We start from the raw sequence: 13,992 nt of genomic DNA, 5'->3' as shown, positions 1-13,992 counted from the left end.
AGGCGGGAGAGGCGATCGTACCGTACGCCATACGGTGGGCGTGGGCTCAGCGGGACCTGGCGACCAGAGACGTGACGAGCGAGGCGGCCAGCGGCAGCAGCGTGAGGCCGATCAGGAACATCAGGCCGACCGGCCACATTCCCTGCCCGCCCTCCCGCAGCTCGCCGGCCACCCCGGCGGCGAAGTACACGAAGAACGGCGCGGCGGCGACGGCGCCCCACAAGGGGTGCGGGGCGGCCCAGGCGGCCAGCCCGGCCAGGACCGCCAGCGCGGCGAAGGCCGGCAGGAGCGCGGGGGAGTCCAGGATGTCCCGCGGCGCGCCGGGGGCGACCGCGGGCGCGGTCAGCACGCACACGGCCACGGCGGCCACGCCCGCGGCGATCAGGATCACGGCCCACAACAGGGCGGAACGCGGCATCTCACTCCTCAGCGGCATCTCACTTCTCAAGGACATCTCACTCCTCGCGGTACGCCCCCAAGCGGTCCTGGCGACCAGCATGCCCACGGCCGGGCCCCGGACACAGCGCTCAGGTACTCAACCCGCCTGAGGAGAACCGGCAAGCGTCTCGGCCTCCAGCCGGGCCGCGGCCGCCGCCGCCGGGTCCCCCGCCGCCGTGTACGCCTCGGCCAGACTCCCGAGCGCCCCCGCCAGGAACTCCCGCCACCCCCGCGTACGCCACAGCCGCACCGACTCCTCCAGGTGCGCGACCGCCTCGGCCACCCGCCCCTCGGCCAGGTCCACCCCGCCCAGCACCCACAGCGCGTCGGCCTGATGGTGGGCCAGCCGGTGGGAACGGCTCATCAGCTCGGCCGCCTCGGCCACCGCCCTGGCCCGCGCGTCGTGGTGCCCGGCGTACAGCTTGGCCAGCGCGACCAGGCCCATCGCCTCCAGCAGCGGGTCGCGGATCTGCCGGTAGATGGCCAGCGCCCGCACCATGTACTCCAGCCCGGCCTCGAACTCCTTGGCGTGGGCGTGCGCGAGGCCGAGGAACTGCAGGGTCGTGGCCTCGAACCGCGGGTTGCCGAGCTTCGTGGCCAGGTCGAGGCCGCGCAGCAGGTGCACGATGGCCATCTTGATGTCCCTGGTGCCGTAGGCCACCGCCATGCACACGTGCGCCCTGGCCTCGCCGCCCTGGTGGCCGCTGCGTTCGGCCAGGTCCAGCGCGATCCGGCCCGAGCGCAGGCCGTGCGCCATGTCGCCCCTGGCCGCCTCGCCCCAGGCGCGCAGCACGTACGCGTCCGACAGGCCGCGCCGCTCGCCCAGCTCGGTGAACATGGCGATCAGCCGTTCGGCGCCGTCGTACTGGGCGGCCATGGCGCCGCCGGTCTCGGTCCAGGTGGTGGCGTGCATGAGGCCGCGCCTGATCACCGCCTCGCCGAGCCGGTCGCCCGCGGCCAGGCAGGCGGCCAGCACCCGCTCGTGCAGCGCCCGCCAGTCGTCGAACAGGCCGCTCACGTCGAAGTAACGCTCGGCGCAGCAGGCGGTGTCCCAGGCGACCTCGGCCAGGCCGAGCGCGCACGCCTGCCGGATCGCCGCGACCAGCGCCGTACGCTCGGTGTCGAACCAGGCCATCGGGTCCTGCCGGATCTCCCACGGCGTGCCGTCCGGCGGGCTCCAGCGCGGGGCCGAGCCGTGGATGATGGCCGACGAGCTGCCCTGGACGCGTTCGGTGGCCTGCTCGGCCAGCGCGAGCCAGCCGCCGAACGCCCGCCCGAGCGCCGCCGCGACCGCCTCGGGCCGGTCCTCCAGCTCGGCGCGCTCGCGGGCGTACAGGCGGACCAGGTCGTGGAAGCGGTAGCGCGGCTGCCCGGCCGGATCGACGCCGCTCATCAGCACGAGCTGCGTGTCCACCAGCGACTCCACCAGCTCCTCGCCCGCCGGTACGGGCAGGTCGAGCAGCGCGGACGCCACCCACCCGGCGAAGTCGGGCACCTCCAGCGCGCCAAGCAGCCGGAAGGCCCGCCGCGCGGCCGGCTCCAGCCCCACGTAGCTGAGTGCCAGGCTGGCCCGGACCGCCAGGTCGCCGGTCGCGAACTGGTCGAGCCGCCGCCGTTCGTCCTTGAGCTGCCCGGCCAGCCGGGTCAGCGGCCAGTGCGGCCGGGCCACCAGCCGGGCCCCGGCCACCCGTACGGCCAGCGGGATGCCGTCGGAGAGCCGGACGATCTCCGCCGCCGCCTCCGGCTCGGCCGCCACCCGCCCGATGCCGGCGATCCTGCTCAGCAGGCGTACGCCCTGCCGCAGGTGCAGCACCGACAGCTCGATCAGGGCCGCGCCGGACAGTCCGCTCAGCCTGGCCCTGCTGGTGACGATGACCGCGCAGCCGGACGTGCCCGGCAGCAGCGGGCGCACCTGCTGCTCGGAGGCGGCGTTGTCGAGCACGATCAGCATGCGCCGCTCGGCCAGGCTGCTGCGGAACAGCGCGGCCCGCTCGTCTGTGCCCTCGGGCAGCGTGGAGCGCGGCACGCCGAGCGCGGTGAGGAAGGCGGCCAGCACCTGGCCGGGGTCGGCGGGGCTGGCCTCGGCGCCGTGCAGGTTCGCGTGGAGCTGGCCGTCGGGGTAGCGGCGGGCGATGCGGTGGGCGGCGTGCACGGCCAGCGTGGTCTTGCCGACGCCGCCCATGCCCGCGATCACGCACACCCGTACCTGGCCGGGCCCCGGCGGGGGTTCGTCGCCGAGCAGGGCCGTGAGCTGAGCGAGCTGCTCGTCGCGGCCGGTGAAGTCGGTGATGTCGGTCGGGAGCTGGGCGGGGGAGCGCGCGACGGACGGCCCGGCGCCGTCCGGGGCCGGGTCGAGGGTGCCGGTGAGGATGGCCTGGTGCACGCGGTTGAGCTCGGCCCCGGGATCGAGGCCCAGCTCGGCGGCGAACACCCGGCGGGCCTCGCGGTAGCTGGCCAGGGCCTCGGCCTGCCGTCCCGACCTGGCCAGGGCCAGCATGAGCTGGCGGCGCGGGCGCTCGCGCAGCGGGTGCTCGGCGACCAGCTCGGTCAGCTCCGCGATCAGCGCGGCGTCCAGGCCGCGGGCCAGGTCCGCCTCGATCCGGTGCTCCAGCGCCGCCAGGCGCTCCTCCTCCAGGCGGCGGGCGTGGTCGCGGAGCCCGGCGGTGAGGTTCAGCCCCGCGTACGCGGCCCCGCGCCACAACTCCAGCGCCTGCCGCAGCAGCGTGGCGGCGCGTTCGTGGTCGCCGTGGGACAGCGCGGAGCCGCCCTGGCCGGCCAGGGTCTCGAAGCGTTCGGCGTCCAGCTCGCCCGGGTGCACGGCCAGCACGAACCCGGCGTCGGTACGGGTGATGCGGTCCTGGCCGAGTGTCCTGCGGAGCTGGTGCACGTACAGGCGGAGGTTGTCGGCGGCGGTGCGCGGCGGGCGCTGCTCCCACAGGGCCTCGACGAGCGTGGCGGGGGAGACCGGGCGGCCGGCCCGGCACAGGAGCTCGGCCAGCAGGATGCGCTGCTTGCCGCCGCCGAGCGGCAGCGGCCCTCGCTCACCCGAGACGTGAAGCGGCCCAAGTACGGCGAACTCCATCGCGCTCCCGCCAAGGACGTGTGTGCACAAGGAAGATCAAAGCTGCTTCAATGTGCATCAACGTCCGACTTCCGTCAACCCATCGGTCGGACCGGGAGAAAAGGGCACCGGCGGGAGCCCTTCGTGGTGGCTCCCGCCGGTGGCTCATCCTAGGTCACGGGTGGCCGAAGGCGACCACCGAAAGGAAGTACGCGTACGCGATGCGGCGACATGTCCCCTTGAAGAAGTAGTGGGAGCAGACGCCCCAGTACAGGACGTAGTAGAAGATGTAGTCCACCTGGTACTTGCTATGGACATACCCCATATTTCGCAGGGCGTACCCGTAGTCGTGCATCATGCACGCCTGCCGGAAGTCGTAGCCGAGCGGCTTGTCGGGGGACTTGGTGCAGTAGTCGTAGTACACGCCGCGCACCCACCAGCCGGCCGGCGTCTTCTTCCACTGCACGTAACGCCAGCTCCCGTGGTAGTAGGCGTAGCTGACGCCGCAGTGGTTGAAGGCGAAGTGCCAGAAGTTGGTGCACCAGTACCACTTCTTGCCGTCCAGGTCGGCGTTGGAGGTCGGTGACTGGTTGGCGTAGTCGTAGGCGTTGGCGCTGCCGCCCTCCACCGGGTCGGTCTGCAGGAAACGTCCCAGCTTGGGCTGGTAGAGCCGGACGCCCATGAGGATCGTGCCGTCGGGGGTGTCGGCGGCCCGCTCGGCGGCGCCGTGCCAGCCGTACCGCATCGCCGGCTGGCCGGCGCGCGGGTTGCCGAACTCGTCGAAGTCCAGCGCCAGCGGCACGCCGCCGGCGTAGACGACGTTGATGTCGTCGTGCAGGTTGGTCAGCTGCAGCCGCACGTCCCCGGTGGCCGAGGTGACCGCGGCCAGGCCGCCGGAGATGGAGTGCACGTTCCTGGTGACGGCGCCGCCCTCCACGACCCAGGCGGGCGTGTCGTCGTCGGCGTCGAAGTGCTCCACCCGCCTGCCGGTCTGGCTCCACGTGCCGCCGCTGAGCTGCTCCAGCGTGGTGGTGTCCCGCCGCAGCTCCGGGTCCAGCGTGTACGACTGCCGCACCGTCCCCGACGTCATCTGCCGGACCAGGTCGGTGTTGTAGTACTCCACCTTCAGCCCGGCCGGCGTGCCCGTGGTACGGCCGTAGGCGTCGTACTCGTAGCCCGCGTCGGCCAGCCGGTCGCCGCCGTCGTAGGCGTGGTTCTCGGTGACCGCGCCCGAGCCGTCGCAGGCGCTCGACGTCAGCCCCGTCCTGTTGGAGTTGGCGTCGTAGCCGTAGGCCCGGCGCGCGCAGATCCCGCTCACGGTGTCGTCCACCGTGGCGATCCGGCCCAGCCGGTCGTAGCCGATCTTCTGCGCGGACAGCCCGTTGTGGGTGACCTGCTGGCCGTGGATCGACCAGGTCACCGAGTCGTCCAGCAGCTTCACCCCGGCCGTGGTCCGGTAGACGCGCGTGGCCGGCGCGCCCGACGGGTCCCTGGTCAGGTCGTAGGACACTCCTCCCGGCAGGTTCTCGTGGGTGATCGAGCCGTCGACGTTGTACGTCGCCGTGAACGTCCCGGCCACCGAGTCGGTCATGGTGGCCAGCGCGCCGCGCACGTCGTCGTAGGCGTAGGTGACCGTCGAGGGCGCGCCGTCGGTCTTCCTGGTGATGCGGTCGAGGGCGTCGTACTCGACCCTGGTCACGCCGCCGTCGGCGTCGGTGTAGGACGTCTGGCGGCCCAGCGCGTCGTACTCGCGGGTGATCACGGTCCCGTTGGAGGCCGTGGTCCTGACCGCGCGCCCGGCCGCGTCGTAGACGGTGCTCACCTCGGGCACCACCGTGCCGGCCCCGCCGCCGACGACGGTCTTCACGATGTCGCCCGCCGGGTTGTACGTCGTGGTCGTGGTCCTGGTCACCCCGTTGGCCGTCTCGGTCACCGACGACACCCGGCCGCCGGGCTCGTAGGCGTACACCTTGGTGACCAGCTCGGCCGGGCGGGTGCCGTTGTCGGAGACGCCGCTCCCGGCCTTGGTACGGCAGAGCTGCCCGGCCCACTCGGCCTTGCCGCCGCACGTCCCGGTGCCGTCGGCGGTGTAGTACTCGCTGGTCGTGGTGCCCGCGTCGGCGCCGGACGACTTCGGCATCGTCGTGGCGACCACCCGGCCGTCGGAGTCGTACGCGGTCGTCTTGGTGATCGCCAGGCCGCCGGGGTCCTCGACGGTCTTGACGCTCTTGCCGGTGTTCCAGTCGTAGTACGTCCGGTTCGTCCGCACGTCGGCGTCGGCGGCGGCGCCGGGCACGTACGCGCCCACCGCGACCGTCGTGGCCAGGTTCGACACCTTGGCGTCGGCCGGCCGGCCCTCGTCGAAGGTGTTGACCGTGTGCTTCCTGGCCGCGACCTGCGCGCCGTTCAGCGTGACCAGGTGCAGCGGGCCCAGCTCGGAGACCATGCGCTGCCCGTCGGAGCTGTAGGCCGACTCCTCGGCCAGGGCCCGCGCCCGGTCGGCGGTCGAGGCGTTGAGCAGCCCCAGCCGGGCCAGCTCGGTGCCCGCGTCCGGCGTCTGCCCGAGGGCGAGGGCCCGGTTGCCCGCCGACAGCGTGAGCACCGTGTTGCCCTGCGCGTCGTACTGGCTGGTCGAGACCGCGCCGCCGGGCTCCACCCGGTTGACCGTCTGCCCGGAGGCGTTCAGGTACGTGAGCGTGGCGCGGCCGTAGTCGGAGGCGGCCAGGCCGCCCCGCCCGGTGTGGTTGGCCGGCACCTGGTCGGCCGGGAAGATCGCGGTCGCGTCCACCGGGGCGTCGCCCTGCCCCCAGGTGGCCGTGGCCGTCCCGCTCAGCGTGTACGGCGCCCCGGTCCCGCTGATCGGCACGTCGTAGACCACCGACGTGACCGCGGTGCCGTTCGTCTCGCTCGGCGTGCCGGGCCGCAGCGTCGGCCGGGAGACGGCCAGCAGCATGCCGTCGGAGGCCGTGTCGGCGTTGCCCGCCTTGCCGTAGGCGAACGTCCACGGCAGCTCGCCGGGCGGGGTGTAACGGTTCACCCGGCCGCCGAGGTCGTAGTCGTAGCGCGTCCTGATGTCCGGCGTGGCCGGGTTCCACTGCTCACGCAGGCGGCCCAGGTCGTCGTAGCGGTACTCCGACAGGCCGAGCGGCGCGCTCGCGCCGCCCTCCCACAGGCTGATCGCCTTGACCTGCCCGGCCACGTCGCCGAGCTGCGCGCCCGCGGTCGTGGTCGTGGCGTAGTCCAGCTTGATCAGGCGGCAGCCCTGCGGCAGGCTCGCCAGCGTATCCACGTCGCAGTCCGCCTGCGTGTACGACGGCGCGATGATCTTGACCGGCCGGGCCAGCGCCTTGCCGTCGGAGCCGGTCACCGACTGCCAAACGAAGGCCGTGCTGCCCTTGCCGCTGGCCGGGTAGACCGCCCGCACCAGATAGATCGGCGCCGCCGCGTCCACCTTGGCGAACACCGTGCGCTCGGCCGAGCTCGTGTCCGACAGCGTGTACCGGTCGGCCGCGGCGTCGAAGGTCAGCTTCAGGCTCGCCGCGTCCTGCTGCGGCTCGTAGGAGCCGTCGGCGTTCTTGGTGAAGGCCAGCGTCGAGCCCTCGCCGCTCAGCTCGACCGAGGTGGTCGAGGTGGCCCGGAGCTGGGCGAACGTGCCCTGACCCGACTGGGCGAGCCCGGTCGGCGTCCACTCGGTGCCGAAGATGGCCGCCACGCCCGGCAGCGCCGAGCCCTTGCGCGGGTCACGCGAGGAGAACGAGCGCATCAGGCCGATGCCGTACACGTTCGCGTCCGTCGCGGCCATCCTGAAGTCGCCGGTGAGCGTGTTGACCGAGCCGGGGCCGACCGGCTGGGTGGAGGCGCCCTCGGCGTCCCGGTCCACGATCAGGTCCACCGGCTGGGAGGCGGCCGTGCCCGACGAGGTGACGAACTCGGCCCTGATCTCGATCGAGCCGTCCTCGGCCAGCGAGTGCGTGGCGTCCCAGACCAGCTCGGGCGAGGCGCCCGCGCTCATCGCCACCGGCCAGGTGACCGCCGACCCGTCCGCCTTCCCGCGTACGTCGGCCGCCGGCACCTGGTGCCAGTCGTCGGCCTCGCCGCGCCGGTAGGAGAAGGTGACCGCGCTCAGCCCCGCGCTGCCCGTGGCCGAAAGGACCGTCCGGCGGGCGGTGGACTGCCCGTCCTTGGGCGAGGTGACCGCCGAGGCGCCCACGTTGAAGGCGTACGTCGTGGCGGCCGACAGGTTGCCCGCCTTGTCCTTGACCCACGCCTTGAGGGTGTGCGGGCCGTCGGCGGGCGGCGTCCAGCTCACCGTGTGCGGCGCGCCGGAGTTGGCGGCGGTCTGCTGCGTGCCGCCGTCGAAGGACCACGACACCGACGACACGTCGGCCGAGGCGGGCGTGATGGTGAACTGCCCGGCCTGCCCGGAGCCCTTGGCCCAGGCGTCTTCCGGGTAGTCGCCGGAGGACACCTCGGGGGAGGGCGGCGGCGTGGCGTCCACGGTGAAGGCGAACCAGGACGACCAGGCGCCGTAGTCGGTGCCGTCGTGGGTTCGCACCCGCCAGGCGTAGGAGGCGCCGGCCAGCGCCGTGGCCGTCTTCCAGGAGGCGGCGGCGCCGTTCGCGACGTTCGCTGCCGAACCGCCGGTCACCTTGGTCGCGTGGTCGGACGTCCACACCTCGAAGTCGGCCCGCTGCGCCTGCCCGTCGGCGTCGCTCACCTTGGCCGACAGCGTCGGCTGCGCCGCGCCCACCGTGGCCGGGCTGGCGCACACCGAGCAGGGCGCGACGGCCAGGGCCGACGGCGTGCCCGGCAGCGAGTTGTAGGTGATCGAGATGTTCGGGTTGTTGGCGAAGCGCTTCCAGTAGTAGTTGTCGGTCTCGCTCCCGGCCTTGACCATGAAGGTGACCGACGTGCCGTTCGCGCTCACGACGCTCTGCACGGCGCTGGTGACGTCCCAGCCGACCCAGGCCGCCGGGCAGGTCGAGGCGCCGCCCTGACCGGCCGACGACCAGCCGTAGGCGACGTTCTTGGCGCCGACGTTCAGGTTGGAGGCGGGCTGGTTGTTCCACGTCGTGCCCGAGCCGACGGCCGCCGTCCGGTGCAGTTCGACGTTCCGCGCCGAGCAGGACCAGGCCCACGTCTCCTTGATGTTGAACGTGGCCGCGGTGATGTGCTTGCCCGCCAGGCCCGACAGGCCCATGTTGAAGAACGAGCGCCGCTTGTAGCCGCCGCCGTTGCTGGTGCCGGCCGTCGCGTCGCTCGTGGAGTTCCAGTACGCGCTGGTGGGATAGGCCGAGTCCACGTACGTCCAGCCGGACTTGGCCGAGGTGAAGCTCGGGTCGATCGTCACCGGGTAGACGGTGGCGGGGTCGGCCAGCAGGGCGGCGTCGGGGGTGACGCGCAGCTCGCGGCCCGACAGCCGGACGCCCATCCTGGCCCGCCGGCCCGCCTGGGCGGCCAGCGCCGGGGCGGCCGGGCTGCGGGTCATGGCCGACTCGGTGGCGGCGTCCCACATCTCCGGCGCCGCCGAGCCGAACACCGGCTCGCCCGCGGCGTCCACGACGGAGACGTTGCCGTGCTTGTCGGTCCTGGCCTCGCCCTTCTTCACCGAGGTGGCGAACGTCAGCTGCTTCAGCGCCGGGTTCGCCGCGGCCTGGCGGGTCTTGACCACGAGCTTCTCGGCGAAGCCGTCCACGTCGGCGGTCAGCACCAGGTCCACGCCCGGCAGCACCTCGGCGTAGGTGGCGGTGGCGCCGTCCAGCACCGGCTTGGGCAGGGCGCCGAGCGGCGCGCCCAGGGTGAGCCGGGTGCCGCGCTCGGACGCGGTCACCAGCGGGCCGTCCCCGCCGCCGGAGAAGCTGTACGCCACCGCGGCGGCCTTCGGAGCGACCGAGCCGTCCCCGGCCGCGGCCAGCGTCGAGTCGGCGGCCACCCACGCCTCGCCCCGCTTGACCCGGACCGGGCGGTAGCGGTGCTCCTGGGTGATCGTGCCGGCGGGGTTGACGAAGAACTCGTCGGTCTCGGAGGTGAGCGAGACCGCCTTGACCCGCTTGCCGCAGACCGCGGCGGCCAGGCGGGCGGAGATCTCGGTGGGCATCTCGTCCGGGCAGGCCACCGCGGCCTGGGCCTTGACGGGCGCGGGCGGGGCGGCCCGCGCGGGGATCGGCACGAGTGCCGTGGACGTCAGCAACAGGACGACGAGCGGCGGTAAGGGAGTCAGCCGCCTGGGTTTCTTCAACACCGTCCAACCTCCGCGGGGGGTGTAAGGCCGTTCGGTGCTCAGCGTGATCAGCGGGTGTATAGGCGGCGTATAGATCGCGTAGGCGGCCGAAAACCGGTTGCGGCGCGGCGCGGGCGGCTGTTGTACTTCCCGGCGGCACCAGTCACCGGCCGGAGGAGCGGCACCGATGAGAACAGCGTTCATGACCTTTCAGCACAGGAATCCCACCTATTCAGAGGGCATGACGCTTCTTGATATCTCCGCTCACCAGGACGTCTCCGCATGTAGATAGACCGGCGAGGCAGGCGCTGCGGCACCTGCGCCCCGCGCCGCGCACCGCGCTCGCGCTGACCGCCGCGACCGCCGCGGCCACGGCGCTGCCGCTGGCCGCGCCCCAGATCACCCGCCGCTTCGTCGACGACGCGATCGGCGGCGCCGGGCCGCGCCACCTGATCCTGATCGCGCTCGGCTACCTCGGCCTGGCCGCCGCCGGGCAGGCCGCCCGCATGGTCACCGCGTGGCTCTCCGGCCGCCTGGCCTGGGACGGCACCAACCGCCTGCGCGAACACCTGACCGGCCACGCGCTCGGCCTCGACCTGGCCTTCCACGCCCGCCACACACCCGGCGAGCTGATCGAGCGCGTGGACGGCGACGTGGTGGCCGTGGCCGACTTCGTCGTCGCGTTCGTGCTCGACGTCGTGGCCGGGCTGTTGTTGCTGGCCGGGGTGCTCGCCGTCGTGTTCACCGTCGACTGGCGGCTCGGCTCGGCGCTGCTGGCGTACTGCGTGCCGGCCGGGCTCGGCATGGCCGGGGCGCAGCGGCTCGCCGTACCGTCGGCCACCCGGTCGCGGGAGGCGAGCGCGGCGCTGTACGGCCACCTCGAAGAGCGGCTGGCCGGGGCCGAGGACCTGCGGGCCAACGGCGCCGGCCGGCACGCCGTCGGCCGCTTCCACGAGGTCGCCGGATCCTGGTTCCGCGCCGAGTGGTACGGCTCGCGCATCGCGGGCGGCCTGCTCGCGGCCACCGGGGTGGCGTTCGCGGCCGGGACCGCGCTGATGCTCGGCCTGGCCGCCTGGCTGCTGGACGCCGGGGCGGTCACCGTCGGCACCGCCGTGCTGCTCTTCCAGTACACGCTGATGATCCGCACGCCGTTCGAGCGGCTGATCGACCAGCTCAGGCAGTTCCAGGGGGCGCTGGCCGGGTTCGCCCGCATCGGCGCCCTGCTGGCCGAGCGGCCCGCGCTGCCCGCGCCCGCCGCGCCCCGCCCGCTGCCCGCCGCCGGCGCGCTCGGCCTGCGGCTGGCCGACGTCGGCTTCGCCTACCCCGACGACGGCGAGCCCGCGCTGTCCGGCATCACCCTCACCCTCGCCCCCGGCGAACGCCTCGGCCTGGTGGGACGCACCGGCAGCGGCAAGACCACCCTGGCCAAGCTGCTGCTGCGCCTGTACGACCCGACCGGCGGCACGGTCGAGATCGGCGGCCTCGACCTGCGCGAGGCGGACCCGGAGTCGCTGCGCCGCCGGGTCGCCGTGGTCACCCAGGACGTACGGCTGTTCGCCGGCAGCGTCCGCGACAACCTCACCCTGTTCGGCACCCTGTCCGAGTCCCGGTCCAGCACCCGGTCCGGCGCCGGTCACGACGACGACCGCCTGCGTGCCGTGCTGGACGGAGTGGGCCTGGGCGGCTGGCTGGCGGCCCTGCCCGGCGGGCTCGACGGCGAACCCGGCGAGCTGTCCGCCGGCGAGGCACAACTCCTCGCGTTCGCGCGGGCGTTCCTGGCCGACCCCGGCCTGGTCATCCTGGACGAGGCGTCCAGCAGGCTCGACCCGGCCACCGAACGCCACGTCGAGGACGGCGTACGGCGGCTGCTGGACGGGCGTACCGGCGTGCTCATCGCGCACCGGCTCTCCTCCCTGGCGCACGTCGACAAGATCGCGGTGCTGGAGCGCGGCAAACTCGTCGAGTACGGCCGCCGCACGGACCTGGCCGCCGACCCGCACAGCAGGTTCGGCAGGCTCCTGGACGCCGCGGGGGTGAGCCGATGAGCTCCCGCCGCGCCCTGGCCGTGACCGGCCGCCTGATCGGCTTCGACGTGCGCCTGTACGTGTTGCAGATCCTGTTGTGGTTGCCGGTCCACGTGATCCCGCTCGGCGGCGGGCTCGTGCTGCGGCAGCTCTTCGACCAGATCAGCGGGCACAGCCCGGCGACACTGCGGCAGTCGTTGTGGTTGTGCGCGGCCTTCGCGGGCGTCGAACTCGTCCGCGGCGTCGTCCTGGTGTTCGCCTGGGCCTACGGCTCCTACTGGTGGGACGCGGCGGCCACGCTGCTGCGCGCCAACGTGCTGGGCTCGGTGCTGACCGCGCGCGGCCCGGTCGCCGCCCGGCTGCCGCGCTCCTCGGGCGAGTCGCTGGCCCGGCTGCGCGACGACGTGCGCGAGCTGGTGGAGCTGGCCGACGAGTCGGTGCCCCTCGCCGGGAACCTGCTGTTCGGCGGGGTGGCGCTGGCGATCATGGTGTCGATCGATCCCGTCGTCACCGTGGCGCTGGTCGTGCCGATGCTCGCCGCCGGCCTGCTGAGCAGGCTCATGGGACGGGTGATCGGGCGGCGGCACCAGCGGGCCGCCGAGCTCGGCGCGGGCGTGACGGCCTTCGTCGGCGAGCTGTTCGGCGGCGTGCTCACGGTCAAGACCGCCGGGGCCGAGCGGGCGGCGCTGGAACGGCTGCGCGCGCTCAACGGCCGCCGGCGCGACGCGGCCGTACGCAGCCGCCTGGCCACCGACCTGCTGGAGGCCGCCACGGGCACCACGGTCGAGCTGGGCGTCGGCATCGTGCTGCTGCTGGCCGCCGGGGCGATGCACCGCGGCGAGTTCACCGTGGGCGACCTGGCGCTGTTCACCAGCTACGTCGGCATGCTGACCGCGCTGCCGCGCACGATCGGCTCCGTCCTGTACCGCCTGCCCAGGGCCGGGGTGTCGGCCGGGCGGCTGACCGAGCTGCTCGCCCCGCACCAGGACGCCGCCGACCTGACCCGCGACCGCACCCTCCACCTCCGCACCGCCCCGCCGTCCGCCCCGCCGTCCGCCCCGCCGTCCGCGCTGCCGCCGTCCGGGACGCGGCCGTCCCCGCCCGGTGAGCCGCTGGAGGTGCTGGAGGCACGCGGCCTGACCGTACGCCATCCAGGCGGGCGCGGCGTGCACGGCGTCGACCTGACGCTCCCGCGCGGCACGTTCACCGTCGTCACCGGGGCTGTCGGGGCGGGCAAGACCACGCTCGTACGCGCCCTGCTCGGCCTGCTGCCCCTCGACGACGGGACGATCTCCTGGAACGGCCGCCCGGTGCCCGACCCCGGCACGTTCCTGGTGCCCGGCCGGGCGGCCTACGCGGGCCAGATCCCCCGCCTGTTCTCGGAGACCCTGCGCGAGAACCTGCTCCTCGGCCTGCCCGCCGACGACGCCGCGGTCGCCCGCGCGCTGGAGCTGGCCGCCCTCGAGGACGACCTGGCCGCCATGCCGGACGGCCTGGAGACCGTCGTCGGCCCCCGGGGCGTACGCCTGTCCGGCGGCCAGGTCCAGCGCGCCACCGCCGCCCGCGCCCTGGTACGCTCCCCCGGCCTGCTCGTCGTGGACGACGTGTCGTCCGCGCTCGACGTCGCGACCGAGAACCTGCTGTGGGAGCGGATCGCCCGGCACGGCCCGGCCACGCTGCTCGTGGTCTCCCACCGCCGGGCCGCGCTCGAACGCGCCGACCAGATCGTCGTCCTCGACCGGGGCCGCGTCGCGGGCCGCGGACCGCTCGGCGAGCTGCTGCGCACCTGCCCCGAGATGCGCAGGTTGTGGGACGGGGAACCGATCGAGGAAAGAGGGGCCACATGAGGATCGACCGCCTGGACCACCTGGTGCTGACCGTCGCCGACGTCGAGGCCGCGGTGCGCTTCTACACCACCGTGCTGGGGATGGAGGCGGTGACGTTCGGCGCGGGGCGGCGGGCGCTGGCGTTCGGCCAGAGCAAGATCAACCTGCACCAGGCGGGCCACGAGTTCGAGCCGAAGGCGGCCCGGCCCGCGCCGGGCAGCGCCGACCTGTGCCTGATCACCGCCGACCCGATCGAGACCGTCGTCGAGGAGCTGGCCGGCCACGGCGTCGCGCTCGTCGAGGGCCCGGTGGAACGCACCGGCGCGCTCGGGCCCATCAGGAGCGTCTACCTGCGCGACCCCGACGGGAACCTGGTCGAGCTCAGCAACTACCTCTGACCGGGCATGATGGAGGAGTGGGAGA

6 protein-coding genes are annotated in these 13,992 nt (G+C 73.9%); 3 read left to right on the top strand and 3 right to left on the bottom strand.

What is annotated here, in order from left to right; all coding sequences use genetic code 11:
* Positions 1 to 46: 46 nt before the first annotated feature.
* The 3 genes from IEZ27_RS42025 to IEZ27_RS42015 form a co-directional block, all read right to left on the bottom strand.
* Positions 47 to 418: a hypothetical protein gene (locus IEZ27_RS42025; protein WP_189652372.1), complete on the bottom strand. Its 372-nt coding sequence runs from the start codon at positions 416 to 418 to the stop codon at positions 47 to 49.
* Between the two features lie 117 nt (positions 419 to 535).
* Positions 536 to 3,520, bottom strand: coding sequence for an AfsR/SARP family transcriptional regulator (locus tag IEZ27_RS42020; protein WP_189652371.1), 2,985 nt, complete (start codon positions 3,518 to 3,520; stop codon positions 536 to 538).
* 154 nt (positions 3,521 to 3,674) lie between these two features.
* Positions 3,675 to 9,740 (bottom strand): phospholipase A2, encoded by a 6,066-nt coding sequence (locus IEZ27_RS42015; RefSeq protein ID WP_189652370.1) that lies wholly within the window; start codon positions 9,738 to 9,740, stop codon positions 3,675 to 3,677.
* A 230-nt stretch (positions 9,741 to 9,970) separates the two neighbouring features.
* Between IEZ27_RS42015 and IEZ27_RS42010 the strand changes: the two genes are divergently transcribed.
* From IEZ27_RS42010 to IEZ27_RS42000, 3 genes are read left to right on the top strand one after another with little or no spacing between them, the layout of a single operon-like run.
* The gene (locus IEZ27_RS42010) at positions 9,971 to 11,764 is read left to right on the top strand and encodes an ABC transporter ATP-binding protein (protein ID WP_189652369.1); all 1,794 of its coding nucleotides are present in this window, start codon (positions 9,971 to 9,973) and stop codon (positions 11,762 to 11,764) included.
* Positions 11,761 to 13,590 carry an ABC transporter ATP-binding protein gene (locus IEZ27_RS42005; RefSeq protein ID WP_189652368.1) on the top strand — a complete coding sequence of 610 codons (1,830 nt, stop codon included), beginning with the start codon at positions 11,761 to 11,763 and terminating at the stop codon, positions 13,588 to 13,590. The genes IEZ27_RS42010 and IEZ27_RS42005 overlap by 4 nt, the downstream gene beginning before the upstream one ends.
* On the top strand, positions 13,587 to 13,967 hold the full coding sequence (locus IEZ27_RS42000) for a VOC family protein (RefSeq protein WP_189652367.1): 381 nt from the start codon (positions 13,587 to 13,589) through the stop codon (positions 13,965 to 13,967). Before IEZ27_RS42005 ends, IEZ27_RS42000 begins: the two co-directional genes overlap by 4 nt.
* The last annotated feature ends 25 nt before the right edge of the window (positions 13,968 to 13,992 follow it).

The sequence above is a fragment of the Nonomuraea spiralis genome (genome assembly GCF_014648435.1).
Lineage (GTDB): Bacteria > Actinomycetota > Actinomycetes > Streptosporangiales > Streptosporangiaceae > Nonomuraea > Nonomuraea spiralis.
This window is presented reverse-complemented; position numbering and strand designations above follow the sequence as displayed.

What these genes read in the sequence shown, in the direction of transcription:
- IEZ27_RS42020 (WP_189652371.1), bottom strand. Translation starts at nt 3,520, where the DNA reads ATGGAGTTCGCCGTACTTGGGCCGCTTCACGTCTCGGGTGAGCGAGGG.
- IEZ27_RS42025 (WP_189652372.1), bottom strand. Translation starts at nt 418, where the DNA reads ATGCCGCGTTCCGCCCTGTTGTGGGCCGTGATCCTGATCGCCGCGGGC.
- IEZ27_RS42005 (WP_189652368.1), top strand. Translation starts at nt 11,761, where the DNA reads ATGAGCTCCCGCCGCGCCCTGGCCGTGACCGGCCGCCTGATCGGCTTC.
- IEZ27_RS42000 (WP_189652367.1), top strand. Translation starts at nt 13,587, where the DNA reads ATGAGGATCGACCGCCTGGACCACCTGGTGCTGACCGTCGCCGACGTC.